This is a genomic window from Mycobacterium sp. UM_CSW (assembly GCF_000455205.1).
GTDB lineage: Bacteria > Actinomycetota > Actinomycetes > Mycobacteriales > Mycobacteriaceae > Mycobacterium.
In genome coordinates this window covers 22,641-49,127 of record NZ_AUWQ01000053.1, presented here as the reverse complement: position 1 = coordinate 49,127, position 26,487 = coordinate 22,641, and the positions used below count along the sequence as shown (strand labels likewise).

At 69.2% G+C, this 26,487-nt stretch carries 26 protein-coding genes; 8 read left to right on the top strand and 18 right to left on the bottom strand.

Annotation, left to right across the window (positions count from 1 at the left end; all coding sequences use genetic code 11):
- Positions 1-48: 48 nt before the first annotated feature.
- The 3 genes from N415_RS18590 to N415_RS18580 all read right to left on the bottom strand — a co-directional run bounded on the left by N415_RS18590 (position 49) and on the right by N415_RS18580 (position 2,195).
- Positions 49-750 carry a cell division protein DivIVA gene (locus tag N415_RS18590; RefSeq protein ID WP_068185134.1) on the bottom strand — a complete coding sequence of 234 codons (702 nt, stop codon included), beginning with the start codon at positions 748-750 and terminating at the stop codon, positions 49-51.
- A 111-nt stretch (positions 751-861) separates the two neighbouring features.
- Positions 862-1,398 (bottom strand): dihydrofolate reductase, encoded by a 537-nt coding sequence (locus tag N415_RS18585; protein WP_068185131.1) that lies wholly within the window; start codon positions 1,396-1,398, stop codon positions 862-864.
- A complete protein-coding gene (locus N415_RS18580; RefSeq protein WP_068185128.1) occupies positions 1,395-2,195 on the bottom strand; it encodes a thymidylate synthase in 801 nt (266 codons plus the stop codon). Before N415_RS18580 ends, N415_RS18585 begins: the two co-directional genes overlap by 4 nt.
- A gap of 42 nt (positions 2,196-2,237) precedes the next feature.
- Here N415_RS18580 and N415_RS18575 point away from each other — a divergent pair, with 42 nt between their 5' ends.
- Positions 2,238-2,978, top strand: a complete 741-nt coding sequence (locus N415_RS18575; protein WP_068185125.1) for a dienelactone hydrolase family protein — start codon at positions 2,238-2,240, stop codon at positions 2,976-2,978.
- Here the strand turns inward: N415_RS18575 and N415_RS18570 are convergent.
- Positions 2,967-4,211: a glycosyltransferase gene (locus N415_RS18570; protein ID WP_068185122.1), complete on the bottom strand. Its 1,245-nt coding sequence runs from the start codon at positions 4,209-4,211 to the stop codon at positions 2,967-2,969. The genes N415_RS18575 and N415_RS18570 overlap by 12 nt on opposite strands.
- A 564-nt stretch (positions 4,212-4,775) precedes the next feature.
- Between N415_RS18570 and N415_RS18565 the strand changes: the two genes are divergently transcribed.
- On the top strand, positions 4,776-5,264 hold the full coding sequence (locus N415_RS18565; protein ID WP_161630326.1) for a PAS domain-containing protein: 489 nt from the start codon (positions 4,776-4,778) through the stop codon (positions 5,262-5,264).
- Here N415_RS18565 and N415_RS18560 read toward each other — a convergent pair.
- The 3 genes from N415_RS18560 to N415_RS18550 are packed head-to-tail and all read right to left on the bottom strand — an operon-like array spanning position 5,213 to position 8,258.
- A complete protein-coding gene (locus N415_RS18560; protein ID WP_081665347.1) occupies positions 5,213-6,304 on the bottom strand; it encodes an acyl-CoA dehydrogenase family protein in 1,092 nt (363 codons plus the stop codon). The genes N415_RS18565 and N415_RS18560 overlap by 52 nt on opposite strands.
- Entirely contained in the window at positions 6,301-7,494 is a 1,194-nt protein-coding gene (locus tag N415_RS18555; RefSeq protein ID WP_068185114.1) for an acyl-CoA dehydrogenase family protein, read from the bottom strand. Before N415_RS18555 ends, N415_RS18560 begins: the two co-directional genes overlap by 4 nt.
- Entirely contained in the window at positions 7,491-8,258 is a 768-nt protein-coding gene (locus N415_RS18550; RefSeq protein ID WP_068185112.1) for an SDR family oxidoreductase, read from the bottom strand. The genes N415_RS18555 and N415_RS18550 overlap by 4 nt, the downstream gene beginning before the upstream one ends.
- Before the next feature lie 96 nt (positions 8,259-8,354).
- Between N415_RS18550 and N415_RS18545 the strand changes: the two genes are divergently transcribed.
- On the top strand, positions 8,355-8,684 hold the full coding sequence (locus N415_RS18545; RefSeq protein WP_068185179.1) for a PE-PGRS family protein: 330 nt from the start codon (positions 8,355-8,357) through the stop codon (positions 8,682-8,684).
- An 11-nt stretch (positions 8,685-8,695) separates the two neighbouring features.
- Here N415_RS18545 and N415_RS18540 read toward each other — a convergent pair whose 3' ends face one another.
- Entirely contained in the window at positions 8,696-11,899 is a 3,204-nt protein-coding gene (locus tag N415_RS18540; RefSeq protein WP_068185109.1) for a carboxyl transferase domain-containing protein, read from the bottom strand.
- A complete protein-coding gene (locus N415_RS18535) occupies positions 11,896-13,431 on the bottom strand; it encodes a class I adenylate-forming enzyme family protein (RefSeq protein ID WP_193376477.1) in 1,536 nt (511 codons plus the stop codon). Before N415_RS18535 ends, N415_RS18540 begins: the two co-directional genes overlap by 4 nt.
- Positions 13,432-13,471: 40 nt before the next feature.
- Here N415_RS18535 and N415_RS18530 point away from each other — a divergent pair, with 40 nt between their 5' ends.
- A complete protein-coding gene (locus tag N415_RS18530) occupies positions 13,472-14,320 on the top strand; it encodes a thioesterase family protein (RefSeq protein WP_193376476.1) in 849 nt (282 codons plus the stop codon).
- On the opposite strand, the gene N415_RS18525 is transcribed toward N415_RS18530, so the two are convergent.
- The 3 genes from N415_RS18525 to dapB are packed head-to-tail and all read right to left on the bottom strand — an operon-like array spanning position 14,305 to position 15,949.
- Positions 14,305-14,760: an NAD(P)H-dependent oxidoreductase gene (locus N415_RS18525; RefSeq protein ID WP_068185103.1), complete on the bottom strand. Its 456-nt coding sequence runs from the start codon at positions 14,758-14,760 to the stop codon at positions 14,305-14,307. The genes N415_RS18530 and N415_RS18525 overlap by 16 nt on opposite strands.
- Complete coding sequence (locus tag N415_RS18520; RefSeq protein ID WP_068185100.1) at positions 14,757-15,215, bottom strand: hypothetical protein; 459 nt, start codon at positions 15,213-15,215, stop codon at positions 14,757-14,759. The genes N415_RS18525 and N415_RS18520 overlap by 4 nt, the downstream gene beginning before the upstream one ends.
- Positions 15,212-15,949: a 4-hydroxy-tetrahydrodipicolinate reductase gene (gene dapB, locus N415_RS18515; protein WP_068185098.1), complete on the bottom strand. Its 738-nt coding sequence runs from the start codon at positions 15,947-15,949 to the stop codon at positions 15,212-15,214. Before dapB ends, N415_RS18520 begins: the two co-directional genes overlap by 4 nt.
- Before the next feature lie 128 nt (positions 15,950-16,077).
- Between dapB and N415_RS18510 the strand changes: the two genes are divergently transcribed.
- Positions 16,078-16,422, top strand: a complete 345-nt coding sequence (locus tag N415_RS18510) for a DUF732 domain-containing protein (protein ID WP_068113371.1) — start codon at positions 16,078-16,080, stop codon at positions 16,420-16,422.
- A 120-nt stretch (positions 16,423-16,542) separates the two neighbouring features.
- Positions 16,543-17,910 carry an HNH endonuclease signature motif containing protein gene (locus tag N415_RS18505; RefSeq protein ID WP_068185096.1) on the top strand — a complete coding sequence of 456 codons (1,368 nt, stop codon included), beginning with the start codon at positions 16,543-16,545 and terminating at the stop codon, positions 17,908-17,910.
- Between the two features lie 9 nt (positions 17,911-17,919).
- Here N415_RS18505 and N415_RS18500 read toward each other — a convergent pair whose 3' ends face one another.
- Both N415_RS18500 and N415_RS18495 read right to left on the bottom strand, forming a co-directional pair.
- A complete protein-coding gene (locus N415_RS18500; RefSeq protein ID WP_068185093.1) occupies positions 17,920-18,999 on the bottom strand; it encodes a dihydrodipicolinate reductase in 1,080 nt (359 codons plus the stop codon).
- A gap of 6 nt (positions 19,000-19,005) precedes the next feature.
- Positions 19,006-19,986, bottom strand: coding sequence for a Rieske 2Fe-2S domain-containing protein (locus tag N415_RS18495; protein ID WP_068185090.1), 981 nt, complete (start codon positions 19,984-19,986; stop codon positions 19,006-19,008).
- Positions 19,987-20,107: 121 nt separating this feature from the next.
- Here N415_RS18495 and N415_RS18490 point away from each other — a divergent pair, with 121 nt between their 5' ends.
- On the top strand, positions 20,108-20,686 hold the full coding sequence (locus N415_RS18490) for a TetR family transcriptional regulator (protein WP_068185174.1): 579 nt from the start codon (positions 20,108-20,110) through the stop codon (positions 20,684-20,686).
- 16 nt (positions 20,687-20,702) lie between these two features.
- Positions 20,703-21,215 carry a GNAT family N-acetyltransferase gene (locus N415_RS18485; RefSeq protein WP_068185086.1) on the top strand — a complete coding sequence of 171 codons (513 nt, stop codon included), beginning with the start codon at positions 20,703-20,705 and terminating at the stop codon, positions 21,213-21,215.
- Here N415_RS18485 and N415_RS18480 read toward each other — a convergent pair.
- From N415_RS18480 to N415_RS18465, 4 genes are read right to left on the bottom strand one after another with little or no spacing between them, the layout of a single operon-like run.
- Positions 21,202-22,278, bottom strand: coding sequence for a PDR/VanB family oxidoreductase (locus N415_RS18480; RefSeq protein ID WP_068185082.1), 1,077 nt, complete (start codon positions 22,276-22,278; stop codon positions 21,202-21,204). The two genes, N415_RS18485 and N415_RS18480, sit on opposite strands and share 14 nt — an antisense overlap.
- Before the next feature lie 10 nt (positions 22,279-22,288).
- Positions 22,289-24,049, bottom strand: a complete 1,761-nt coding sequence (locus N415_RS18475) for an SDR family oxidoreductase (RefSeq protein ID WP_068185079.1) — start codon at positions 24,047-24,049, stop codon at positions 22,289-22,291.
- A gap of 3 nt (positions 24,050-24,052) precedes the next feature.
- Positions 24,053-24,961 (bottom strand): metal-dependent hydrolase, encoded by a 909-nt coding sequence (locus N415_RS18470; RefSeq protein WP_068185076.1) that lies wholly within the window; start codon positions 24,959-24,961, stop codon positions 24,053-24,055.
- Positions 24,962-25,014: 53 nt separating this feature from the next.
- The gene (locus tag N415_RS18465) at positions 25,015-26,475 is read right to left on the bottom strand and encodes an NAD(P)/FAD-dependent oxidoreductase (protein ID WP_068185072.1); all 1,461 of its coding nucleotides are present in this window, start codon (positions 26,473-26,475) and stop codon (positions 25,015-25,017) included.
- Positions 26,476-26,487 lie beyond the last annotated feature (12 nt).

The following is a 26,487-nucleotide window of genomic DNA, read 5'->3' as shown; positions in this document are numbered from 1 at the left end:
CGAGAATACCGCGTTTTGGCCGCCCTACGCGGCAACGCTACCGCGGGATCAGCCCGCGCCGACTTTCTCGCCCAGCGGCACGACGACGCTCGCCTCCGGCAAATCCTTCTGCTCCTGGCGCGCCGCCGCGAGAGCGGCCGGAACGGGCTCCAGGTCGCGGTAGACCCGCTCCAGCTGCTCGAGGATCTTGATTCGCTGCTGGCTGGCCTCGTCCGCGGCCCGCCGGGCCTGCTCGCGGTAGTGATCGGCCTCCCGCCGGGCATCGCGCCACGCCTGCTCGATAGCCCGTTCGGTTTCGTCACGCATCTCGGCGAGCTCGGCCTCGAGCTGTTTCTTCTTCTCGTCGTAATCCGCCTCGAGGGCCTCCCGGCGCGCGGTCAGCTGCGCCATCTGCTCCTCGTGCTCTCGCCGGGACTCCTCGGCCTCCGCCTCCGCCGACGCGATCAGCGCGTCCGCCTCGGCCCGCGCCTCGGCCTGCAGCTGGGAAACCTCGTCGACCGTGCGCCGCAGCATGTTGGCCATCCGCAATTGCATGGCGTGGGGCGACGGGGAGGTGTCGGTGAGGACGGCGACTTCCTTGCGCAGGGCCGCCGCTTCGTCGCCGGCCTGGGTCAGTCGCGCCTCCAGGCTCCTGACGTCGTTGAGCAGCAGCTGCTGCTTGGCGGTCAGCGCCTCGATGGACGCGTCAACCGCCGCCGAATCGTAGCCCCTGAACACACGCGGAAACGTCTTCGCGGGTTCGGTTATCACTGCAAAATCCCCCCTTTACTGGAAATGAGTTATAGACCCGTGAGACCGACCCCCGAGTCCCGAGTATGTCAGGCGGTGCGCGTCACGCGGGCGGCGCCGCCGGGGCGACCCCTACGGACGACGGTACGTGTGAAACCGGTAACGCAGCCCCGTGCGGCTGACCTGCCAGTCCCCCGTCACGCCCAACCACGACTCGTCGAGCACCGGGGCCAGCGCGTCGCCGTCGTCGCGCGGCAGGTCGATTTCGACCTCGGTGACCTCGCAGCGGGTGGCCAGCGGCAGCCCGAGCAGGTAGATCTGCTCGCCGCCGATGACCCACGCCTGCGGCTCGGTCAGCGCCGCCTCCAGCGAATCGAGCACCTCGGCCCCCTCGGCCACGTAATCGGGGTCCCGGGACAGCACGACGTTTCGCCGGCCCGGCAGCGGGCGCACCCGCGCCGGCAGCGACTCCCACGTCCGCCGCCCCATCACCACCGTGTGACCCATGGTCACCTCTTTGAAGCGCGCCAGGTCCTCGGGCACCCGCCACGGAATATCGCCGCCGCGCCCGATCACACCGGACGTCGACTGAGCCCAGACCAGACCCGCGGTGCAAGTGCGCCGCTTCTCCTCATCGCTTGGCTCTGCATCGTCGCCGGCGCGGGTCATACCGCGACGGGAGCTTTGATCGCCGGGTGCGGATCGTAGTTCTTCACGACGACGTCTTCATAGGTGTAGTCGAAGATCGAATCCCTGTGCGCCAGAACTAGTTCCGGGTATGGCCGCGGTTCGCGGGCGAGCTGGGTCCGCACCTGTTCGACGTGGTTGTCGTAGATGTGGCAGTCACCGCCGGTCCATACGAACTCGCCGACCGCGAGGCCGGCCTGGGCGGCCATCATGTGGGTGAGCAGCGCGTAGCTGGCGATGTTGAACGGGACCCCGAGAAACAGATCGGCACTGCGCTGGTAGAGCTGGCAACTCAGCCGCCCGTCGGCGACGTAGAACTGGAACAGCGCGTGGCATGGCGCCAACGCCATCTGCGGTATCTCGCCGACGTTCCACGCCGAGACGATGATGCGCCGGGAATCCGGGTCGGTGCGCAGCAGCTCCAGTGCCGCGCTGATCTGGTCGATGTGCTCTCCGGTCGGCGTCGGCCAGGACCGCCACTGCACGCCGTAGATGGGCCCGAGATCGCCTGTCTCGCTTGCCCATTCGTCCCAGATGGTGACGCCGTGCTCGTGCAGCCAGGCGACGTTGGAGTCGCCGCGCAGAAACCACAGCAACTCGTAGACCACCGACTTGAAATGAATCTTCTTGGTGGTCAGCAGCGGGAAGCCGGCCGACAGGTCGTAGCGCAACTGCTGGCCGAACAGGCTGCGGGTCCCGGTGCCGGTGCGGTCGGATTTGGCGGCGCCCCGGTCGAGCACCACGCGAAGCAGGTCCTCGTAGGGGGTGGCGATCGGCACGCGGCCAATCTACCCCGCGGGACGGAGAGTAGAACGGATCCCATGCCGAAGTTCACCGACAGTGTCACCACCCCCGACGGCTCCTGCCCCGTCCGATTTTTCACCCCCGAAGGACCCGGCCCCTGGCCAGGAATTGTGATGTATTGCGACGCCGGCGGGGTGCGAGACACCTTCGACGAGATGGCCGCCAAGCTGGCCGGATTCGGCTACGCGGTGCTGCTTCCCGACGTGTACTACCGCAGCGGCGACTGGACCCCGTTCGACATGGCCACCGTGTTCAGCGACGAGCAGGAACGCAGGCGCCTTTTCGGAATGATCGGCGGCATCACACCGGACAAAATGGCCAGCGACGCCGGCGCGTTCTTCGACTACCTGGCCGGTCGCCCCGAGGTGTCCGGCGAGCGATTCGGCGTGTGCGGCTACTGCATGGGCGGGCGGACGTCGCTGGTGGTGGCCGGCCGCCAACCGGACCGCGTCGCCGCCGCGGCGTCCTTCCACGGCGGCGGGCTGGTGAGCGACGGCGCGGACAGCCCCCACCTGCTGGCCGACCGGATCACCGCCACGGTGTACGTCGGTGGCGCCGAGAACGACCCGTCGTTCACGACCGACCACGCGGAGCAGCTCGACAAGGCGCTGACGGCGGCCGGCGTGGCGCACACCATCGAGTGGTATCCCGCCGCCCACGGCTTCGCGGTCCCGGACAACCCTCCCTACGACCCCGCCGCCGACGAGCGGCACTGGGCGGCAATGACGGAGGTCTTCGGGTCGGCGCTACCGCGCTAGGCTGGCGGCCTTTTCCCGGCTGATCGTCTCGAGCAGCAGGTTCGCCGCCACCGCCGCCCCGTCGGTGCGGATCGTGCTCGCCACGGCGCCCGCTCGCGCGCGGGCCTCGGGGGTCAACACGGGTTCGAGCGCGGCGACCAGCGACTCGGCGGTGGGCGCCACACCTATGTGCGCGGTCCCGATGCCCAGTTCGCCGACCCGTCCGGCCCAGTACAACTGGTCGGCGCCCTGCGGCACCACCACCTGCGGGGCGCCCGCGCCGGCGGCCGTCGTCGTGGTGCCCGCGCCGCCGTGGTGCACGACGGCGGCCACCCGCCCGAACAATGACTGCTGGTTCACCTCACCGACGGAAAAGCAGTCGTCCCCGTCGTCTATCGGCGCCAGGCCGGCCCACCCCCGGGCGACGACCACGCGGCGGCCCAGCCCGCGGATCGCCTCGACGGCCGCAAGGGCGAGGTCGGCCGGGCCGCGCAGCGGCATGCTGCCGAAGCCCACGTACACCGGTGGCGTCCCGGCGTCCAGGAACTCGACCAACTCCGCCGGCAGCGGACGCGTGTCCCGCAGCATCCACGCGCCGGTTTGGACGACGTCGAGGTCCGTCTGCTCCTGCCACGGGCCCAGCGTCGGGTCCGACGCCAGCCACGGGCGGTCGGTGAAGGCGTGACCACGGACGTCGTGCACCGGCGGCAGGCCGACCTCGACGCGGTGACGGTTGAGCGTCGGGCCGAAAAGCGCATTCACGTTTTGGGCGTCCAGGTCCCACAGCGCCCGGTGGTCGATCGCGCCCGGTGGCAGCGGCCAGCTCCAGAACGAGGGCGGTCGGTGGTGCGGCGACGGCAGGTTGGTCGGGTGATAGCTCGCGTAAACGTAATGGATGCCGAGCATTTCGGCCGCCGACCGGGCGCCGGCCGCCGCCGGCAGCAGGCCCGCGGCCACCAGCGCATCGCATCCCCGGGCCGCGTCCGCGACGGTGTCGAACTGCGCGGCGATCAACTCATCGAAGTGCCGCCGCAGGTACGCCTCGGACTGCGGACCGGCCGCGCTGGTCATGGCGCGCACCGACTCGCCAAACGCCACCAGCGGCACGCCGAATCCGCCGGCCCGCTCGGCGAACTCGTCGTCCGGCGGCGCGCAGATGCGAACCTCCGCGCCGAGCGCTTGCAGTTGGACGGCGAGGCCCAGCAGCGGCTCGACGCCACCGCGCGAATCGTATGTCGACAGCAACACACGCATTCGCTATCTCCATTCGCAACGCTGATTCGGAAACCGATTGTGCAGCGGCGCCGCCTGCGCCGCGAGCCCACGATATGTCGCCGAAGCTGTTTGCCGGACCAATAGCTAACGATCGCCTTGAGCAAAACCCCCCGCGGGCTCGGGGCACCGACCAGTGCCGCTGAAAGACAAGCAACTTGTCTGTCGCCCGGGTTGCGCGCCGACGTGAGTTAGCGACAGCCCGGGCGCAGCACTTGCTGCCGCGGCGTGGCGACGATGCCGCGTTCATGAGAAGAGTTAGCGAAGCCGACCTCCCAAGTTTGCTGTAGAACCGCGTCTAGCCGCGTAACAAGCGTCGGCGCCCGGGTTCAGCTAACAAAACGGCCTAGGAAATTACATGCCAATGGTATTGTTCTGGCCCCAGCGTCAATTGTGCACATGCCGAATAGCTAACTCAGCTAACCGCTATGGACTTCTTTCAAGGCTTCCCATAATATTTGCTGTGGGCGCGTTCAACTAAAAGCGCGCCTTTGCCGCATCCGGGAGACCATGCCGGCGCGCGACGACGGGAGGACAGTGATCCCGATGATTCCCAAAGCCGCCGACGGTTCGCGCATCGAGCGCCGACGCCCGAGGCCGCCCGGCAACCTGCCGATCGACGAACTGCAACGGATGCCGGCGTTGGTCGTCTTGGAACGGCTACCGGCCCCGGCCATCGCAGTCGACCGCGCGGGAACCATCCTGTTCGCCAACGGCTCGTTCTGCGACATGGTGGGCTACTCGCCCGACCAGCTCGCGTCGATGAACTTCGAAGACCTCTTCTACCGCATGCCGGCCGACGACGGCTGGATCACGCTGGTCGGCACGGGCGCCAAGCGCACCGTCGAGCTGCGGAACAGGGGCGGGCACTCGGTGTGGGCCAGCATGAGCAGGTCGGCGATGCGACGCCGCGACGACACCGTCGCCCTGGTCACCTTCCACGACCTCACCGAAGAGATGTGGCTGACCGGCGACTGCCGACGTCACGAGGACGGCAGGTTCACCAGCTTTGCCAACAGGGCGCGGTGGCGATAAGCGGTGCCCAGAGCTAACTGATCGCTCTTGGCGCGCTTGAGGTAGAGGTGCGCCGGATACTCCCAGGTCATTCCGATGCCGCCATGCAGCTGTACGCACTCCTCGGCGGCATGCACGGCAACGCCGCTGCAGTAGGCCTGCGCGAGCGCCGCCGCGGTCGCCGCGTCTTCATCGGCCGTGGCGCAGGTGTCGGCGGCGTGCCTTGCCACCGCCGTCGCAGTGCCGACCTCGAACCAAAGATCCGCCAGCCGGTGCTTGATCGCCTGGTAGGACCCGATCGCGCGGCCAAACTGCTTGCGCTGCTTGACATACGCCAGCGTCGTGTCGAAACACCACTGGGCCACGCCCAGTTGCTCGGACGCGAGCAGCGCCGCCCCGGTCTGAAGCGCTTCGGCCACCGCGAGGTCCGCCGCCCCCAGCCGTGACGAAGCCGCCCCCGAAAAGCGCACGCTCGCAAGCGGTCTCGTCATGTCCAGCGCGAGCACGGGTGACACCTGCACGCCCGCGGCGGTGCGCGGCACGGTGTGCAGCTCGAGCCCGCCGGGCGCGACCGCCGGCACCACCAGCACATCGGCCTCGACGGCGCCCGCAACGCTGCCGACCTCTCCGCTCAGCCCATCGGGGCCGGCACTGACGCCCCCAACTGAATCGCCCGGCGCCGTGGACAGCGGCACCACCAGCGCCGCGGTGATCTCGCCGCGGGCCAGCGCACCCACCGTCTCGTCGTCGCCGCCCCGCAGCAGCGCGACGGTGGCCAGGACCGCGCTGGACAGGAACGGCACCGGCGCCACCGCGCGTCCGATCTCCTCCATGACGACCGCGGCCTCGCGCGCCGACGCGCCGGCACCCCCGAGCGACTCGGGGACCAGCAGGCCGGCCACCCCGAGGTCGGCGGCCAGCGTCCGCCATATTTCCGAAAAGTCCTGTGGCGCAGCGTCATACGCTCGGGCCACCGATTCGGGCGGGCAGCGGTCGGCGAACAGGTGACGAACGCTGTCGCGCAACGCCTCCTCGGTATCGGAATAAAGGAGATCGCTCACCGCGGCAGGTCCTTCCACGCGACGTCCTTGTCGACCCGGTGTTCGCCCGGCAGGCCAAGGATTCGTTCGGAGATGGTGTTGCGCAAGATCTCCGACGTGCCGCCCTCGATCGAGTTGCCGCGCGCCCGCAAGTAGCGGTATCCGGGCCCGCGACCGACGAGGTCGACCGTCTCCGGTCTGCGCAGGGTCCAGTCGTCGTAGCGCAGGCCCGCCTCGCCGTGCAGCTCGATCTCGAAACCCGAGATCGCCTGGGCCAGACGGGCGAAGGCCACCTTCATGCCCGCACCCTCCGGTCCGGGCTGCCCGGTGCTGGCCTGCTGGCGCGAGCGTTCACCCGTCAGCCGAAGGGCCTCCGCGTCGACCCACAGCCGCATCAGCTCGTCGTGCATCGCGGGGTTGCGCAGCGCCGGCTGGTCGCGCCAGGCGCCGGTGACCTTGCCGATGTGCCCGCCCTCCCGCGGCATTCCCGCGCGAGTTCCGATGGCGACGCGCTCGTTGTTGAGCGTGGTGGTCGCGACGCGCCAGCCGCCGCCCTCCGCGCCGAGCCGATTCGCATCCGGCACCCGAACGTCGGTGAGGAACACCTCGTTGAACTCCGCCTCGCCGGTGATCTGGCGCAGCGGCCGGATGTCGACGCCCGGCTGGGTCAGGTCGCACAGGAAGTAGGTCAGGCCGGCGTGTTTGGGCACCGTCGGGTCGGTGCGGGCGACCAGGATGGCCATGTCCGCGTGCTGCGCCTGCGACGTCCACACCTTCTGCCCGTTGACGATCCAGTCGTCACCGTCGCGGACCGCGCGGGTGGACACCCCGGCCAGGTCCGAGCCGGCGCCGGGCTCGCTGAACAGCTGGCAGTAGATCTGTTCGCCGGTGAACAACGGGCGCAGAAACTTTCGCTTCTGCTCGTCGGTCCCGAACGCCGCGATCGTCGGCGCCGCCATGCCCATGCCGATGTAGTTTTTGACGGTGCCGCCCACCGGCGCGCCGGCGGCGGCCAGCCGCGCGTCGACGAACTGCTGCGTGTCCCGCGGCAGGCCCAGCCCGCCGAAACCCGGCGGCAGGTGGACCCAGGCCAGCCCCGCATCGTATTGCGCGCCAAGGAATTCCCGCGCTTCGGTGGTGGCCGGGTCGTGCTCGTCGAGCAGCGCCTGGACCCGCGCGGCCAAGTCCGCTGTGACGTCTATGGTGCTCATTGGGCCTGATATCCCTGGGCCGGGCCGAGCAGCAGGCCGCCGTCGATCACCATCGTCTCGCCGGTGATCCAGCTCGCCGCATCCGAAACCAGGAACGCGACGGCGCCCGCCACGTCGGCCGGCTCACCGATGCGCCCGAGCGCGATCGTCGCCGCCAGCGGATCCTCGTGGTCCTTCCACAGCGCCTCGGCGAGCCTGGTGCGCACCACCCCCGGCGCGATGGCGTTGACCCGGACGCGGGGGGAAAGTTCCAGCGCCAGTTGCTTGGTGACGTGGATCAACGCGGCCTTGGTGGCGTTGTACATGCCCATTGCCGGCGACTGGTGCAGGCCACCGATCGAGGCGGTGTTGACGATCGACCCGCCGTGCTCCCCCATCCATGCCTTGACCACCAGCGAGGTCCACAGCAGCGGTGCCCACAGGTTGACGTCGAAGATCTTGGTGAAGCGGGCGTGGTCCTGCTCGATGAGCGGGCCATACGCCGGATTCGTGCCCGCGTTGTTGACCAGGATGTCGACCCTGCCGAAGCGCTCCAGCGTGAGGTCCACGCAGCGCCGGGCGGCGTCCTCGTCGACGGCGTGGGCGCCGACGCCGACGGCCTTCTCGCCGACCTGCGCCGCGGCCTCGTCGGCCGCCTCCTGCTTGCGGGCGGTGAGCACCACGTCGGCGCCGGCGGCGGCCAGTTGCTGGGCGATCGCCAGCCCGATTCCGCGCGAGGCGCCCGTGATGATCGCGGTCCGTCCGGTCAAATCCAGTGAGGTCATCGTGTGCCTTCTGTCCGCACCAATAATTATCGTTAGCGATGTTTTGTACCCGTGTGCGCGTGGTATGCGACACGCATGTTAGCCAAACTAAACCTCGTGAAACCACTGGTCGTGGCCGGGGCGGTCGCCGCAGCGATCGCCGCCGCACCGACGGCCGCCGCGGACGCGTTTGGGGCAGGACCGGCGATGACGGGGCCCGCGCCCACGCACATCGTCATCAAGGACGACCCGGGCGGCGGCGGTTGCGACGCCAACGGCAACTGCGGTTCGGGCGGCCAGAACCAGGGGCCCGGCGGCGGCCCCGGCGGGCAGGGTTGCGTGCCGGGCGTCGGCTGCGGCTCGGGCGGCCAGTTCGCCGGACCCGGTGGCGTGCCCGGCGGCACCGGGTGTCTGCCCGGCGTCGGCTGCGGTTCCGGCCACGGATAACCCTTTGACCGTCAGCCTCCCGGCAGCCTGGTGATCCAGGCCCGGGAGTCTGCCGGGTCGATGACGTCGTCGAGCTCGAACGTGGTAGCCGACCGCAGCGCCTTGCCGTGCTGGTAGGCCGCCGCCACCAGCTTGTCGAATAGCTGCTGGCGCTGGATCGGGTCCCGTTCGGCCGCAAGTTCTTTGCTGAACCCGAGCCGCACCGCCCCTTCCAGCCCCATGCCGCCGATTTCACCGGTCGGCCACGCCACGGTGAACTGGGGCGCGCGGAAGGACCCGCCGGCCATCGCCATCGCGCCCAGCCCATAACCCTTGCGCAGGATGATCATTCCCAGCGGCACCGTCAATCGCGCGCCCAGCACGAACATCCGGCCGAAGCGGCGCACGGCGGCTTCCTTTTCCGCGTCCGGCCCGACCATGAACCCGGGGGTGTCGCACAGCGAGACGACCGGCAGCCGGAAACTCTCGCACAGCGCGAGAAAGTCACCGGCCTTATCGGCGGCCTCGGCGTCGATCGCCCCGCCGAGGTGATGGGTGCTGTTCGCGATCAGCCCGTATGTCACGCCCTCGACGCGAACCAGCGCGGTGACGATCCCGACGCCGTAGTCGGCGCGCAGTTCCAGCACGGAACCCACGTCGACGATCGACTCGATCGCGCGGTGGACGTCGTAGGCGCGTAATCGGTTCTCCGGGACCACATGTCGGGCCGCCCGGGGGTCCGGCGCGGCCCATTCCTGCAAGGGGCCGTCGAAATACGACAGGTACTGCTTGGCCAGCGACACCGCGTGCGCCTCGTCGCGGGCGACCAGGCTCACGACGCCGTTGTGCCGCTGCACGTCGATCGGCCCGATCGCCTCCGGCGGGTACACCCCAAGGCCGCCGCCCTCGATCATCGCCGGACCGCCCATCCCGATGTTGGCGTCGGGGGTCGCGATGATCACGTCGCACACCCCGGCAAGTGCGGCGTTGCCGGCGAAACAGCGGCCGGAGACGATCGACACCAGCGGCACCCGGCCGCTCAGCGCGGCCAGCATCCGGAACGTCGGCACGTCGAGGCCCGCATGGCCACCGACGTCGGTGTCGCCCGGCCGGCCGCCGCCGCCCTCGGCAAACAGCACCACCGGCAGGCGTTTTCGGGTGGCCAGCTCGAAGACACGGTCGGTCTTGGCGTGATTGCGCATGCCCTGGGTCCCGGCGAGCACGGTGTAGTCGTAGGACACGACGACGGCCTCGGCGCCCCCGATCCGGGCCAGGCCGGCGACCAGGCCGTCGGCCGGGGTGTTGGCGATCAGGTCCTCTTCGGAGCGCCGGCTGCGCTGGGCGGCGATGGCCAGCGCGCCGTATTCGACGAAGCTGCCCGGGTCGACGAGGTCGGCGATGTTCTCCCGGGCGGTGCGCCGCCCGCGCGCGTGCCGCTTGGCGACGGCCGCCTCCCGGCCCTCGTCCCGGGTGAGCAGGTGCCGCCTGTGCACCTCGTCGAGGTCGGCGCGGGGCCGGTCGAGATCCATTGCGGTCGAGTAGGATTCGGTGCCGGCCTCGGCGCCTGTGCGGGTGAACACCAGCAGCGGATCGCCGGTGCCGACCACCTGGCCCGGCGCCACCAGGCTCCGGACGGTCCGCAGCGGGTCCGGGGCGGCGAGCACGTGCTGCATCTTCATCGCCTCGAGGACGACGAGCGGGGCGCCGGCCCCGAACGCCTCGCCCTCCGCGGCCACCTCCAAGACCGTGCCGGCCAGTTGGGCGCGCAGCACTTCCTCGCCGGGGTAGAGCTCGACCGGCGCGACGCGGACGTCCTGCTGGTGAGCCAGCGCGGCGGCGGCCAGCGCGGGAAGCTTCTCGTCGAGGAAATCCGTCGTCACCCAGCCCGATTGGATCTCGCTGTCGCCCAGCAGCTCTCGCAAGAACCCGATGTTGGTGCGCACGCCCTCGACGCCGAATTCACCCAGGGCGGTGTGAGCCTTGCGCACCGCCGCGGGCCACGACGTTCCGCGCACGTGGGTGATGACCTTGGCCAGCAGCGAGTCGTAGCGCGGGCTGGTGACCAGGCCCGGCCGGCCGTAAGTGTCGACACGTACGCCCGGGCCGCTCGGCGGCGAAAACACCGTAAACGTGCCCGCCGCCGGCACCACCGAACCGTCGGCGGCGAAGGTCTCCATGTTCACCCGGGCCTGGATCGCGATGCCGCGCCGGGCGGCCGGCTCGCCGATCACTTCGCTTCCGTCCGAGGCGATCCCGGCGGGGAGCCCGAGTTCGTAGTACGACGCGCCGCGGGCGATGGCCAGCTGTATGGCCACCAAGTCAACCCCGGTGGTTTCCTCGGTGACGGGGTGCTCGACCTGGATGCGCGGGTTGACCTCGAGGAAGACGAACCGGTCCCCGGCGACCAGGAATTCGACGGTGGCCACACCGTGCAGACCCACCCTGGCGCACAGCCGGACCGCGGCCTGATGCACCGAATGGCGTAGTGGGTCCGAAAGCTGTTGGGCGGGTGCGATTTCGACCAGCTTCTGGTAGCGCCGCTGGACGCTGCAGTCGCGGTCACCGAGGGCCAGCGCGCGCGTCTGGTGCCCGGCGGGCGCGCCGACGACCTGCACCTCGATGTGCCGCGCGGCGTCGAGGACGGCCTCGGCGAACAGCGTGGGATCCCCGAAGCCGAGTTGCGCCTCCGCCGCGCACTGTTGGTAAGCGTGCTCGATCTCCTCGGCGCGGCTCACCTTCCGCATTCCCCGGCCCCCGCCGCCGGCGAGGGCCTTGATCATGACGGCGCCACCCTGCTCAGCGAAAAATGCCTTGACGTCCTCGACGCTGCTGGGTCCCTGGGTTGCCGGCAGCACCGGCACGCCCGCGGCGGCCGCGGCGTCGCGGGCCGACGATTTGTCGCCGACCAGCTCGAGCACGTCGGGGCCCGGACCTACGAACGTGTATCCGGCGGCCGCGCAGTCGCGCGCGAATTCGGCATTCTCGGAGAGGAACCCGTAACCCGGGTGGATCAGCTCGGCGCCGGACTGCTTGGCCGCGGCGAGCAGTTCGGGCTGGTTCAGGTAGGCCGCCGGCCCGGCGCCCGGCAGGCCGATCGCTTCGTCGGCCGCGTGCACGTGGGGGCTCTCGGCGTCGTCTTCGGCGTAGACCGCCACCGTTCGGATGCCCAGTTCCGTTGCCGTGCGGATGATTCGGAGGGCGATCTCGCCGCGGTTGGCGATCAGCAGGGCGCTCATCGGAGCGGGTCGCCCCATTTCACCTCGCCGCGCAGCTTGCCCTTGAGCAGTTTGCCGCCGGCGTTGCGGGGCAGCGCTTCGGTCACCACGGTGACGTATTGCGGAATCTTGTAGTCGGCCAGCCGGCCGCGGCAATGGTCGAGGACGGCGCGCACGTCGATCTCGCCCTCGCCGGCGAACAGCACGGCGCCGACCTTTTCGCCCATCACGTCGTCGGGCACCGCGAGCACGCAGGCGTCGGCGACATTCGGCGCAGACAACAGCGCCGCCTCGACCTCGACGCTGGAGACGTTCTCGCCGCCCCGGTTGATGATGTCCTTGAGCCGATCGACGATGTGCACCCGCCCCGCATCGTCGACGCGAACCACGTCGCCGGTGTGCAGCCAGCCATCCGCGAACGTGGCCCGGTTGGCGTCCGGCCGATTCCAGTAGCCCGCCGTGACATTGGCGCCGCGCGTGACCAACTCGCCCACCCCCGGCTCGTCGCCGCCGAACGGGACCAGGCCGAGGTCCACCGACGGGACCGCGTACCCCACGGAGTCGGCGTGCTCGACGGCGTCGCGATCCGGCAGGACAGTCATCAGCGAGGCGGTCTCGGTCATGCCGTACCCGTTGAACACGGTGGCTTGCGGAAACGCCTCCTTCACCGCCCCCACCAACGAGGGCGCAATGGGCGCGCCCCCATAACCGACCCAGCGGACCGAGGACACGTCGGCGCCGGCAAAGGCCTTGTGCCGCAACATCAGGGCGTAGATCGCCGGCACCGTCACCATCACGGAGATGCGTTCGGCCGCCAGCGTCGCGATCAATTCGTCGAGGTTGAGCGCGGGCATGATCACCGACGCTCCCCCGAGGCGAGCGGCGGCCAAAAGCTGTGAATTGCAACCGGTTACATGGAACAGCGGCACCGAGACGAGGGTGCGCATTTCCTCGCCGAGGTCCCTCGGCTGCTCAAGGCAGCGGATCGCGTTCTCGGTGTTGGTCACGAACGCCTCGTGGGTGGTCGGCACGCCCTTCGGGTGGCCGGTGGTGCCCGACGTGTAGAACAGGGCGGCAATATCCGCGGGCCCGAGCCCGTGAGTGACGTAGGGGTCGCCGTCGGGCAATGGCGCGTCCGCCGCCAGGTCCATCCGCGCACCCGAGTCGGACAGGACGAACTCCACCTCCGGCTGCGCCGAGCGCGTATTGACCGCGACCGCAACGCCGCCGGCCATCACGGTGCCCCAGAACGCGAGCACCCAGTTGATGCCGGCCGGGTAACGAACGGCGACGCGATCGCCCGGGCTCAGGCCGTCGGCCCGAAGGCCGCCGGCCACCCGTGCCGCGCGGTCCCACAGCTGCCGGTAGGTCAATCGGCCGGCGCCCAATTCAGCGACGGCCTCACTGCTCGGGCGGTTGTCGACCTGTTCGGCGAGCATGTCCAGCAGGGTGGCGGGCAGGCGCTCGTAGCGCGGGACACCGTCGACGCCACGGGACACGCCGGTCGTCGGGAATGGGTTGTGCGTGCGGGGAATTTCGATCACTGGAGGCATGCCCGGTCCTTAGTTATCCTCCTGTCCTATCGTGATAGCGGTGACCATCGAGGATTCCGCCATCATGCCCGAGGCGTTCTTCGCTGTCGATGGCGACTCCTATCTGCCCGGCCCGCTGACGCGAGGACCCTGGGGCACGGCGCTGGGAGGCCAAAACGTCGGCGGCCTGCTGGCGTTCGGCATCGAGCGATCCGGGATCGAACCCGACCTTCAGCCCGCGCGCATCACGGTCGACCTGCTGCGCCCGGTGCTGCCCGAACCGGTGCGGATCGAGACCTCGGTGCAGCGCGAAGGCCGGCGCATCAAGCTCGTCGACGCCGCGCTGGTGCAGAACGGGCGAATCGTCGCGCGGGCCAGCTCGCTGTTCTTGCGACGGGGCGACCACCCCGAAGGCGAGGTGTGGTCCGGCCCGGTCGAGATGCCGCCGCTTCCCGCCGACTCCGACGGCTTCCCGGCCGACATGCCGTTTCTCATCTGGGGGTACGGCGCGACGCGTGTGGGCAGCCCCGGCATCGCGGCGGGCGAGTGGGAGCAGGCCCATTCCCAGAAGTTCGCCTGGACGCGGCTGTTTCGCCCGATGGTGCAGGGCTACCCGCTCACGCCCTTCACCCGGCTGGCGTTCGTCGGCGACATCACGAGTTCGCTGACCCATTGGGGCACTGGGGGTTTGCGCTATATCAACGCCGACTACACCGTCACCGCGAGCCGCCTGCCGGACGGCGAGTTCCTCGGGTTGGCGGCCCAGAGCCATTACGGCACATCGGGTGTGGCCACCGGCACCGCGATTCTGTTCGACCGGCACGGACCGTTCGGCTCCAGCACGGCGCTGGCGCTGGCCCAACCCGCGGACGCCTTCATGCCGGCTTCTTTCGATCAACCCATCAACTGAGCGGCGACGGTCGCGCCAAGTTCCCAGCACGATTCCAGGTCGGCCTTGCTGGGCTTTCCCGAAACCACCACGGTCTCAGCCACTTTCGTCCAACCGAGCCCGGTGGTGATGGCCTCGATGCCCCGCTCGGCGCCCTCGGTGCCCTCGTTGCCGTGCAGGTACACGCCGAAGGGTCGCCCTCGCGTCGCGTCGAGGCACGGGTAGTAGCAGACGTCGAACGCGTGCTTGAGCGCACCGCTCATGTAACCGAGATTGGCGGGAGTCCCGAGCAGGTAGCCGTCCGCGCCGAGCACGTCGGCGGGTGCGAGGGTGAGCGCGGGCCGTCGTACGACCTCGACGCCCTCGATGTCGGGATCGGTGGCGCCGGACAGCACGGCCTCGAACATCTCCTGGGTGTGCGGCGACGGCGTGTGGTGGACGATCAGCAGCGTCTTGCTCATCGGCCCGCCTGCAGTTCCAACGCGGTCTTCATGGCCTCTCGCGCGCGCCGGCGGTCCCCCGCGTAGTCGTAGGCCCGCGCCAGCCGGTACCAGCGCCGCCAGTCGTCGGGTTCGGCCTCGACCTCGGTGCGCACCGTGGCGAACAGCGCGTCGGCCGCTTCCCGCTCGATGCGGCCCGACGGCCGCCGCGGCAGCTCACTGGTGTCGAGTTCCATTCCGTCAGCGGCGATCAGGCGGGCGAGGCGCTGGTGGGCGAACCCCGCCCGCAGCGTGGCGATCATCGCCCATAGGCCGATCGCGGGCATGATCAGCAGCGCCGCGCCGAGCCCGATGGCGGCGGGCCGTCCCGACCCGATCATCGTGACGGCCAGGCGTCCCAGCAGCACGAAGTACACCAGCATCGCCACGCACAGGAACGCGATGAGCAGCTGGATGTACAGCGTGCGTGCGGTCATGTGAGGTTCAGCAGGGGCTCGAGGCCCACGGTGAGGCCGAGGCGCTCCTTGATCCGCCGCACGGCCAGCAGCACGCCCGGCACGAACGACGTGCGGTCCAAACTGTCGTGGCAGATGGTCAGCGTCTCGCCCTCGGTGCCGAACAGGATCTCCTGATGGGCGACGAGCCCGGCCAGCCGCACGGAGTGCACCGGTATTCCATCGACGTCCGCGCCGCGGGCGCCGGGCAGGCTGCTGCTGGTGGCATCGGGGTTGGGCGGCAAGCCCTTTCGGGACTCGGCGATCAGTTTCGCGGTGCGCGCGGCGGTGCCCGACGGGGCGTCGGCCTTGTGCGGGTGGTGCAGCTCGATCACCTCGGCCGAGTCGAAGAACGGCGCCGCCTGCTTCGCGAAATGCATGGACAGGACGGCCCCGATCGCGAAGTTGGGCGCGATCAGCACACTCGTGTCGGGCTTGTCGGCCAGCCACGACTGCACTTGGTCGAGGCGCTCCTGGGTGAAGCCCGTCGTCCCGACCACGGCGTGAATTCCATTGCCGATCAGGAACTCTAGATTGCTCATCACCACGTCGGGGTGGGTGAAGTCGATGACCACCTCGGTGTCGCCCTCGGTCAGTAGGCTCAGCGGATCACCGGCGTCCACTTCCGCCGACAGGACCAGATCCTCGGCGGCCTGCACGGCCACCACCATCGTCGACCCGACTTTGCCCTTCGCCCCCAGCACGCCTACCCGCATGGCCTTCACCCTAGACCGGGGCGTTGCCGCTCCTCGAGGATCCTCGTCAGACCGCTGGCGCATTTGCCGAATTTGCTTCAAGATATTGAGCGTTCCAATTTGGGCAAACCTAAAAAAGGAGAGGAACCATGGCGGCACAGAGGCGCTCTGGCCGGTTTATGAGCTTGGCGGCAATAACTGGCCCACTTGTGGCCGCCGGGGTTGTCTGGGCCGGCCCGGCTCAGGCCGACCCGATCTCCTATCTCAACGATCTGCACAACGCCGGGATTCAGGACTTCGCCGGCGGTGACCCGGCGCTGTTGCAAACGGGTCAGCGGCTGTGCCAGCAACTTTCGTACGGAGTTCCGCCCGCGCAGCTGCAGGCCATGGCGCTGCAGAAGTCCGATACCGACCTGGGCCCCAACGGGCTGAACCCCGCGCAGGCGGACCTCCTCGTTTACTGGGCCCAACGCGATCTGTGTCCGAGCGCCTGACATTTCGTTCGGAAAACCCTCGGAAACCCTCGGAAATGGCTTTATCCACAGTTCGGCATTGATCCACAGGAACGCGTTTTTTCGATAGCCGGTGTCGGCGGCGCTGGATAGCATTCGAACATGGGTTCGATGGCGTTTCCGGCCGAGGTGTCCGCCGCGCTGGACGAGTTGCACGCGGCCACGGCGAAGGTCGCCGGGCTGAATTTCGGCACCCTCAGCCCGATCGTCCGCCTTCGCGCGCTGGAGCAGATGGAAGCGTCGCGCCGCCGCCAGGTTGCGGTGAGCCACGACGTGATCGCCGGCCTGGCCGATGAGGACTCCGCCGACATCGGCGGACCGGTCCACAAGGTGGTCGCCGACTGGCTGCGGATCAGCTACGCGGAGGCATGCCGTCGGCTGCGTGACGTCAAACAGCTTTCGCCACGCCGGACCCTGACCGGCCAGGAGCTGGCGCCCGAGCTGCCCGCGACCGCCGAGGCGTGGCGAGAAGGAATGCTCGACGGTCAGCACCTGCGGGTGATCCAGACCTTCGTCCGCGACCTGCCGCAAGCCATACCGGTCGATACGGTCGAAAAAGCCGAGGGGTTTCTGGCCCGCCAGGCGCTGGCACTACGCCCCGACCAGTTGCAGAGGGTGGCGAATCAGTGCGCGCTGCGGATCAATCCCGACGGGAAGTTCTCCGACGCCGACCGGGCCCGCCAGCGCGGCTTCACCTGGTGCGGGCAGCGCACCGACGGGATGAGCATCGGGAAGCTGGTGGCTTCGCCGGAGTTGCGCGCCAACATCGATGCGTGGCTGGCGCGGTTCGCGGCACCCGGGATGTGCAACCCGGACGACGAAACCCCTCGCGTCGATGGCGAGCCCGCCGAGGAGTTCGCAAGCAGGGACACCCGAAGCCACGCCCAACGCCAGCACGACGCGCTCAACGCCCTGGTGCGTAGCCGGCTGGGCGACCCCAAACTCGGGGTGCACAACGGGTTGCCGGTGACCGTCATCGTGTCGACCACGCTGCGGGAACTGACCGCCGGCACGGGTCGAGCCGTGACGGGCGGCGGGACGCTGCTGCCCATGCGCGACGTGATCCGGATGGCCAGCCACGCCTACCACTATCTTGCGGTTTTCGACGAACACTCGAATCGGCCGTTGTATCTGGGCCGGTCGAGGCGAATCGCGTCACCGGACCAGCGCATCGTCCTCTACTCGAAGGCGCGCGGCTGCACGCGTCCCGGCTGCGACATGCCGGGCTACTGGTCCGAGGTCCACCACATCGACGACTGGGCCACCGGCGGCATGACCGATGTGGACAAGCTCACGTTCGCTTGCAAGCCCGATCACAAGCTGATCGAAAAAGGCTGGCGGACAAGAAAACTCCCTGATGGCCGCACCGAGTGGATCCCGCCGCCGCACTTAGACCGCGGCCAACCGCGCACCAACGACTATCACCACCCGGAACGCCTCTTCGACGACGATGACGACGAGGCCCCTTGACCCGGCCGCCTACGTCTTGAACCGCCCCGCGAACCCGCGCAGCGGCAGGTCGGCGCTGGTGAGGAGTCCCGGGCGCGCGGCCACCACCGACTGGATCGCCCGGAGGGCCGGCATGCCCGTGACGGTCATGCCGATGGAGGCGAAGTTGTCCGGATTGGACAGGTCCACGCCGGGCTTGGGGAAAATCATGTGCTTGTTGTATACGCACGGGTCGCCCTTGATCTGAGTGATGTAGCAGCCCTTGATGTTCCAGCTCGGGTCGGTGTGCGGGGTCATCTGCCACTCCAGGTGCGTCTCGACACGGGGCACCCCGTCCACCATGCCCTGGTACTTGATGTAGTTGCCGCCCAGCGAGCCCTTGGGCAGTGTGTACCAGCCCAGGTCCACGTCCTTGGTGCAGGCGCCCAGCTCGTAGCTGAACTTCACCTCGTCGAGCGGCAGGTCGAAGCAGTCGGCCATCATCAGCACGCTGTCGGCGAAGACGCGGGTGTACTTCTCCAGCTTCGACGGGATCGATGGATCGTCGACCGGCTGGCCGTAGCCCACCTCGAGCCAGGTGTCCTTGGAGTGGTGGCACGAGACATCGACGGACTCGATGGTGGTGACGTTCTCGATGTCGGCGACGTCGGCCGAGCACACCACGCCGAGGATCTGGTTCAGGCCCGGGTTCATGCCGGTGCCGTAGAACGTCGAGCCCCCCTTCTCGCAGGCCTCGGCCAGCACCTGGGTCACCGGCTTGCCCGACGGGTGCGGGTGGTTCGTGTCGCGGTGCCAGCCGGTGATCCAGTCGGCGGTGGTGACTATATTGATGCCCGCCTCAAGCACTTTGACGTAGAGGTCCTCGTCGGGGAAGACGCCGTGAAACGTCAGCACGTCCGGCTTGGCCGCGATGATCTCCTCGACGGTGCCGGTGGCCGTCACGCCGTTGGGCGAGATGCCCGCGAGCTCGCCGGCATCGCGCCCGATCTTCTCAGGCGAATAGCAGTGCAGGCCAATGAGTTCCAGGTCCGGCTGCGTGGCGATCCGCCTGATCATCTCGGAACCGACGTTTCCGGTGGCCACCTGGAAGACGCGGATCGGTGCATTCATTTTGGCTTAGCCTTCCTGATAAAACTGCTTGGCCCACTTGCGGATCGCGGTGAAGCCCTCGTACTCGTCGGGAGCCAGGGCGGGCGGGTCGGAGTAGCGCTGGTGCTGCCAGATCTCGATGTCCTGCTCGAACTGCCGGATCACCTCACGGCCGAATTCAGCCGCCCTCAACTCGGCCCGCGCCGGATCCTTGCCAGGGGCCCGCCCGATGTAGACCATGAACCGGACATCGGAAGTGGATTCGTCGACGGGGGTGACGGCGGAGATGGTGCGGTTGTCGACCATCCCCCAGCTCTTGGTCACCGCGATGCCCAACCCGCCGTTGATCGCCTCCACGCCGCTGTTGACGTCCTCGATCTTCTGGCCGTCGTCGCCCTCGAACGTGATGGTGAAGTCGACGAAGGACACCGCGTCGGCGAAGTCGTGGCGGGTGAACACCGGCACGATCGGCGTGTTGTGCACGAACTTGAAATGCGCGAAGTCCACACCGTTTTCGAGCACGTACTGCGGATGCAGCTCCAGACTCTGGCGGTAAAGCCGCTGCTGCGGGTAGTAGTCGTCGGCGCTGCGGCCGTCATCGAACGAGGCGAACACGTCGGGCGCGTCGAAGAAGGGTTCGCGGCGCTCGACGTCGTGCCAGATGTAGACCGACTGGTTGCGCTCCACCACGGGATAGGTGCGAATTCGCCTGCCGCGGTTGGGCCGATCCTGATATGGGATGCAGACGTTGCGCCCCTCGGCGCTCCACTGCCAGCCATGGAACGGACACTGCAGCACCTCGCCGACGACCTTGCCGCCGTAGCCGAGATGCGCGCCGAGGTGCTCGCAGTAGGCGTTCATCACGGTGAGGCCGCCGGATTCGGCGCGCCAGGCGACCATCTCCTGGTCGAAGTACTTCATTTTGTGCACGTCGCCGACTCCGATCTCGTCGGACCACGCGACCTGGAACCATCCGGTCGGCTTCATCGACAGCGGCGGTTTGGCCATGCGGGCATCCCTCCTCGCCGAATCAGAGTACCCTCTATGAAAATGTTAGGCTAGGCGGGTGGCCGAAACCAAGGTCGCCGGCCGGCGCCCCAACCGGCGCGGCAACGCGACGCGCGAGAGCATGCTCGAGGCCGCGCTGAAGTCGCTGGCCTCGGGCGAGCCGGGGTCGGTGTCGGCCAACCGCATCGCCAAGGACATCGGCGCCACCTGGGGCGCGGTGCAATACCAGTTCGGCGACACCGACGGCTTTTGGGCCGCCGTGCTGCACCGCACCGCCGAGCGGCGCGCCGCCACGTTCTCTGTGCTGTCGGAGCCGGAACACCCCGACGCCCCGCTGCGCGAGCGCGTCGGCGCCATCATCGACACGCTCTACCGTGGCCTGGCGTCGGCGGATTCCCGCGCCATCGAAAACCTGCGGGCGGCACTCCCCCGCGACCCCCGCGAGCTCGAACGGCTCTACCCGCGCACGGCGGCCGAGCTGTTCTCCTGGGGCAAGAGCTGGCTCGAGACGTGCCAGAACGCCTTCGCCGGCCTGGACGTCGACCCGGACCGGGTGCGTGAGGTGGCCGCGCTCATCCCCGGCGCGATGCGCGGGCTGGTCTCGGAGCGCCAGCTCGGCTCGTACGCCGACCTGGACATGGCCCGGCGCGGTCTGACCAACGCCCTGGCCGCCTATCTGGAGCGACGGCCCCGGCCTTGACCCTTAGCCTTGACGTGTGGAGGCCCTCGACATCCGGATCCGCGAAGCCACGCCGGACGATTTCGCCGACGTCGCGGAGATGCACTATCCGGTTTGGCGGCGGTCCTGGGACGGAATACTCACGCCGCCGCTGCTCGACATCCTGGGTCCGCCGAAGCGCTGGGTCGCCGAGATCTATCCGCACACGCTGAACCGCGAGGGCTGGCGGATGTGGGTCGCCGAGTCCGGTGGCCGCACGCTGGGCGTCGCCATCTTCGGGCCGGACCCCGACGAACGGGGCGCCGTCCAGATCGACGCGCTGTATATCGCGGACGAAAGCCAGCGGCACGGCATCGGCCGCCGCCTGCTCGACGAAATCCTGAGCGCGCACCCGTCCGGCGACGTGATCCTGTGGGCCGCGGTGCGGAACGACAAAGCGCGCCGCTTCTACGAGAAGAACAACTTTCGCGTCGACGGCCGCACCCTCGACTGGGAGCCGCTGCCTGGCATCAAGGTTGCCCACGTGGGCTACCGGCTTACGCGTCGATGACCAGCCGATCGCCGCTGGCCCGCGACACGCAGACCACCATTTCGTCGTCGCCGACGGCCACCCGGCCGCGGTGATCGACCTGCCCGCCAAGCACTTTGACCTTGCACGTGCCGCAGAAGCCCTGCTGGCACGAGTACGGGGTGGTCGGATCAAGATCACGCATGACGTCGAGCGCCGAACGATTCGCCGGCACGCTGAGCACTCGCCCCGAGCGCGCCAGCTCCAGCTCGAACGACACCCCGTCGACCACCGGCGGCGGGCTGAACCGCTCGTAATGCAAGGGCGCGTCGGCGAATTCGTTGCGTGCCGCGCGCACCGCCTCCAGCATGGGCGTCGGCCCGCAGACGTACACCGCCGTCGTCGGGCCGGCGCCGGCCAGCAGGTCGTCGACACCGGCGAAGCGGCCGTGCTCGTCGTCGGCCCAGATCGTCAGCCGGTCCCCGGCCAGCGAGGAGACCTCGTCCAGGAACGGCATGTACTCGCGGCTTCTTCCGGCATAGATTGCGCGCCAATCGATTCCGCGCTGTGACGCCGCCTGCATCATGGGCAGGATGGGCGTCACCCCGATGCCGCCGATGACGAACAGCACGTCGCGTTCGGCGGTGCCGAGGTAAAAGGCGTTGCGCGGGCCCTCGAACACCAACGTGTCCCCCACCGCGAAGGCGTCGTGCATCTCGATGGAACCGCCTCCGCCGTCGGCGATCCGGCGCACGGCGATGCGGTAGTCGGTGCGCCGCCCGGGCGGGCCGCACAGCGAGTACTGCCGGCGCCGGCCGGAGGGCAACTGCACGTCGATGTGCCCGCCCGGTGTCCACGACGGGAGCAATCCGCCGTCCGGGTCGGCCAGCGTCAGCGCGACGACGTCGGGGGCGACGAGTTCGCGCTTCGTGATCACCGCGCGCAGGGCCCGCGGCACCGGCTTCACCCGTGACGGCTGCCACCGCGAGACCGCGGCGAATCCGCCGAACCACAGGCGCACGCCCCACAGCATCGTGCCGAGGCGGTCGCGGTCGCGCCGACCGTACAGGTCGACCGGCCTGCTTCCCCAAATGCTCTCGGGCACGGCGGAATCCCTAACTCTGCCGGATATCGTAGCGGGCGAACAGGCGCAGCGCCGACGGGCTGATGCGGCGCAGCGCGTAGCCGATCCGGGATTCGGCGGCGATCGGCAGCACGGCGGGGCCGGTCTCGACGGCCCGGACGATCGCCTTGGCCACGGCCTCCGGCGTGTAGTTGCGGCGCCGGTATGCCGCGTCAGCCTTCTCCCGGGCGCGCTCCTGTTGTTCGGCGGTCATGCCGGCGTAGACGGTGCTCTTGGCGATGTTGGTGTTGACGAATCCCGGACATACGGCCGTGACGGAGATGCCCTCGTCGGCGAGGTCGGCCCGCAGCGATTCGCTGAACGCCAGCACCGCCGCCTTGGTGGTGCCGTAGGCGACCATGGATTTCGACGGGATGAACGCCGCCGCCGACGCCACGTTGATGATCGTGCCGCCCTCGCCGCGCTCGACCATCTGCGCGGCGAACGCCCTGCTGCCGGAGATGACGCCGCGGACATTGACGCCCAGGATGTCGTCCCAGTTCGCCGAGCTGGTCTCCAGGAACCGGCCCGCCATCCCGATGCCGGCGTTGTTCACCAGGATGTCGACCACACCGTGCTCGTTAAACACCTGCGCGGCAAGGTCGTTCATCGCGGACTCGTCGCTGACATCGACCTGGTACACCACCGCCTCGGCGCACGCCGCGCGCACGGCGTCCGCGCTGTCGTTGGCCGCGGCTAGGTCGCGGTCGACGATGAGCACCTTGCGGGCGCCGCGCCGGGCCAGCTCCACCGCGGTGGCCCGGCCGATGCCCGCGCCCGCCCCGGTGATCAGCGCCAGCTTGCCGCCGACCTCGCGCGGTCCGCCGCGCACCACCGAACCGGCGGCGGCGCCGCTGACGGTGTGGTCGACCCACTCGGCGGTCAGGCGGGCGATCACCTCGGGGCGCGACGTCACCGCCCAGTGGCCGCCCTCGATCGGAATCACCCGCCCCTCTTCGGGAATCGCGCCGGTGAACCGTTGCACCGCGGGCGTCACGAAGATGTCCTTGCGCGGCACCAGGGTCTGCACGGCGACGGTGGTCTTGGGCAGCTCCGGGCCGGGCCGCAGCATCGGCCCGGGCATGTTGGCGCGGTACAGGCCCAGCCCGTTGACGTAGTCGGCGATGGACCGCGGCGGCCGCTCGCGGCGGCTGCGCGTGCTCGTCCGGCCGATGCGCTCAAGGGTTTCATGGACTTTCACGCCCAGCCGCGAGCGGAACGCCAGCTCCGGCAGGCCTGGACACAGGAAGAACGCGATGTAGATCGATCCCAGCAGCTGCCTGGCGACCTGGCCGACGGCCCGCGCGGTTCGCGCCGAGCGCAGGAATCTGCCGGCGTAGCGCAGGTGCGGGCCCGAAATCGACGTGAACGACGCGACTTTGGCCATCACCGAGTCGTCGGTGATCCCCGCCCAGGCCTGGATCGAACCCCAGTCGTGGGCCAGCAGGTGCACCGGCCCGACACCCAGGCTGTCGATCACCGCGCCGATGTCGGACACCAGCTGGGAGAAGGCGTAGCCGGATCGCTTTGCGGGACGCGATGATTCGCCGGCGCCGCGGACGTCGTAGGCCACCACGTTGTAGCGGCCGGCGTAGCGCTCGTCGAACTCGTGCGCCACGCCGTCCCAGAGGTGGTGGTTGTCGGGCCAGCCGTGAATCGCGAGGATGGTGGGGCGCGCCGCGTCGATCTCGGTGTAGCGGTGCACCGCCAAGGCGACGCCGTCGGAGGCGGTGACGCTCGAGGTCGCGGCCATAGGTCAGTGCGACGCCCGCGCAGCGGGCGAGAGCGCCAGGTAGTCGACGGCCGCCTCCAGCCCGCCCAGCTGGGACGGGTGGAAACCCGGCCGGTAGTAGTCGGCGACCACCCGCACGAAGCGCAGCGGCCCGGGCACCAAACCCCGGCGCGCCGCGCGGATGTACTCCCACCAGTGCGGCTTGGTTCCCAGCGGCAGGTGCGGGTCCACCGAGTACAGGAAGCGGACCCCGCGGACCCAGAACAACAGCATGGCCGGCGTCACGACCAGTTGGGCGCGCACCCGGCGCAGATAGCCGGCGCGCAGGTGCTTCATGGTGTCGAAGGCGACGGCCTTGTGCTCGACTTCCTCGGCGCCGTGCCAGCGCAGCATGTCCAGCATCACCGGGTCGGTGCCGATGGCGTCGTGGGCGGGCGCGCCCAGCACCCACTCGCCCAGGATGGCGGTGTAGTGCTCGACCGCCGACACGATCGAAACCTGCTCCAGCAGCCAGCTGTGCCGGCGTCGCCGGCCCCACCCCGGCTTGGGGCCGAGCAGCTTCTCGAACAGCCACCTGATCTGGTCGGTGTACGGGGTGAGGTCGACGCCCTGCGCGGCGAAGTGGGCGAGCACCTTCGAGTGCGCCTGCGAGTGCATGGCCTCCTGACCGATGAATCCCTGCACGTCAAGCCGCAGCTGGTCGTCCTTGATCAGCGGCAACGCCTGCTTGAACACGTCGACGAAGAACTCCTCGCCGGCGGGCAGCAGCAGGTGCAGGACGTTGAGGACGTGGGTCGCGAACGGCTCGCCGGGCACGTAGTGGAAAGGCAGCTCGGCCCAGTCGAACTCCACGTCGCGCGCCTCGAGGACCAGGCGTTCGTGGTCGAGCGACGCGTCATGCGGACCCGCGGCCTGGTCGTCGACGGTGAACATCGCAGGCAAGTATAGTGACGCGGTCCAGCTATGCGAAACCGCCGGTACCGGGTTTATCCTGCCGCGACGCGGCGGCGCAGGTCGTACTGTGCGGGATCGGCGTTCGCCAGCATGGCGCGGTGCCTGGCGGGCGTGAACGGCCAAACCTCGGGCACCCCGTCCTTGTTCAGGTACCAGCTGTTGCAGCCGGTGGTCCACACGGTGTCGGGCATCGCGGCGCGCAGCTGCGCGTTGTAGCGCTCGGTCGCCGCGGCCGTCGGCTCGATGGTGTCGAATTCGCCTCGGCGCCAACGCTCGATCCAGCCCAGGATGTGCTCGGCCTGGTGTTCGGCGACGGCGGTGAGCGAGTGATTGCCCACCGGGCTGTGCGGGCCGAGCATCATGAAGAAGTTGGGGAAACCGGGCATCGCGACCGTTTGGTAGGCCCGCGGCCCGTCGCGCCAGACGTCGTCGGCGGCGATGCCGTCCCGCCCGGTCAGGCACATCGGGCGGAAGAACGCGTGCGTGTCGAACCCGGTGCACAGCACGATGATGTCCACCTCGTGCAGCTCGCCGTCCTCGGTCACGATGCCCCGCCGCTCCACGTGGTCGATGCCGGCGGTGACCAGCTCGACGTCGTCGCGCTGCATCGCGCGGTAGAAACCGCCCGACACCACCAGCCGCTTGCACATCGGCTGGTAATCGGGCGTCAGCGCCGCGCGCAACTCGGGATCGCGCACCTGGCGCAGGCTGACCCGGCACAGCGCCCCCATCGCCTTTCGGCGCAGTCCCGGCTTGGTCAGCGCGACGGCGAAGGTGTCGAAGATGAGGCCGTAGGCCCGATACGCGAACCGGTCGAGCCAGGGAACGGCCCGGTGGGTGAGGCTGGCGAACCTGGAGTATTGCGGGTTGGGCATTGGGACGATCCACTGTGCGGTGCGCTGGAACAGCAACACCCGGCCCGCCACGCCGGCCAGCCCGCAGACCAGTTGCACGCCGGTGGATCCGTTGCCGATCAACGCGATTCGCCGCCCCGACAGCTCCACCGAATGGTCCCAGCGCGCCGAGTGGAAGGCGTGGCCGCCGAAGTTGTCCAGCCCGGCGATCGACGGCATCCGGGGATGGTGCAGCACGCCGGTCGCCGAGATCAGGAAGTCGACACTCGATTCCTCGCCGGCGTCCGTGCGCAGCAGCCAGCGGTCGTTTTCGAACCGGGCGCCGACGATTTCGGTGCCGAACCGGATCCGGTCCCGCAGGCCGAACTGGTCGGCCACTCCCCGGAAGTAGGACTGGATCTCGCCGCCGGGCGAGAACATGTGCGACCAGTCGGGCTTGGTGGCGAAGGTGTACTGGTACACCCGCGACGGCACATCACAGGTCAGGCCGGGATAGGTGTTTTCCCGCCAGGTGCCGCCCACCTCGTCGGCCTTCTCGTAGATGGTTACGTCGCGAATTCCGCTGCGCAGCAACGCGATTGCGACGCACAGGCCGGACATGCCGGCCCCCACGATCGCTACGGCGGGATCGCGCTTCATCCGCCGATCATA

Bases quoted from the DNA above. Each gene is read 5' to 3' on its own strand.
- N415_RS18565 (WP_161630326.1), top strand. From the start codon at position 4,776: ATGATTCCCAAAGCCGCCGACGGTTCGCGCATCGAGCGCCGACGCCCG.
- N415_RS18475 (WP_068185079.1), bottom strand. From the start codon at position 24,049: ATGGCCGCGACCTCGAGCGTCACCGCCTCCGACGGCGTCGCCTTGGCG.
- N415_RS18570 (WP_068185122.1), bottom strand. From the start codon at position 4,211: ATGCGTGTGTTGCTGTCGACATACGATTCGCGCGGTGGCGTCGAGCCG.
- N415_RS18550 (WP_068185112.1), bottom strand. From the start codon at position 8,258: ATGACCTCACTGGATTTGACCGGACGGACCGCGATCATCACGGGCGCC.
- N415_RS18505 (WP_068185096.1), top strand. From the start codon at position 16,543: ATGGGTTCGATGGCGTTTCCGGCCGAGGTGTCCGCCGCGCTGGACGAG.
- dapB (WP_068185098.1), bottom strand. From the start codon at position 15,949: ATGCGGGTAGGCGTGCTGGGGGCGAAGGGCAAAGTCGGGTCGACGATG.
- N415_RS18510 (WP_068113371.1), top strand. From the start codon at position 16,078: ATGGCGGCACAGAGGCGCTCTGGCCGGTTTATGAGCTTGGCGGCAATA.
- N415_RS18575 (WP_068185125.1), top strand. From the start codon at position 2,238: ATGCCGAAGTTCACCGACAGTGTCACCACCCCCGACGGCTCCTGCCCC.
- N415_RS18490 (WP_068185174.1), top strand. From the start codon at position 20,108: ATGCTCGAGGCCGCGCTGAAGTCGCTGGCCTCGGGCGAGCCGGGGTCG.
- N415_RS18535 (WP_193376477.1), bottom strand. From the start codon at position 13,431: ATGCCTCCAGTGATCGAAATTCCCCGCACGCACAACCCATTCCCGACG.
- N415_RS18470 (WP_068185076.1), bottom strand. From the start codon at position 24,961: ATGTTCACCGTCGACGACCAGGCCGCGGGTCCGCATGACGCGTCGCTC.
- N415_RS18585 (WP_068185131.1), bottom strand. From the start codon at position 1,398: ATGACCCGCGCCGGCGACGATGCAGAGCCAAGCGATGAGGAGAAGCGG.
- N415_RS18465 (WP_068185072.1), bottom strand. From the start codon at position 26,475: ATGAAGCGCGATCCCGCCGTAGCGATCGTGGGGGCCGGCATGTCCGGC.
- N415_RS18500 (WP_068185093.1), bottom strand. From the start codon at position 18,999: ATGAATGCACCGATCCGCGTCTTCCAGGTGGCCACCGGAAACGTCGGT.
- N415_RS18555 (WP_068185114.1), bottom strand. From the start codon at position 7,494: ATGAGCACCATAGACGTCACAGCGGACTTGGCCGCGCGGGTCCAGGCG.
- N415_RS18525 (WP_068185103.1), bottom strand. From the start codon at position 14,760: ATGAGCAAGACGCTGCTGATCGTCCACCACACGCCGTCGCCGCACACC.
- N415_RS18540 (WP_068185109.1), bottom strand. From the start codon at position 11,899: ATGAGCGCCCTGCTGATCGCCAACCGCGGCGAGATCGCCCTCCGAATC.
- N415_RS18520 (WP_068185100.1), bottom strand. From the start codon at position 15,215: ATGACCGCACGCACGCTGTACATCCAGCTGCTCATCGCGTTCCTGTGC.
- N415_RS18495 (WP_068185090.1), bottom strand. From the start codon at position 19,986: ATGGCCAAACCGCCGCTGTCGATGAAGCCGACCGGATGGTTCCAGGTC.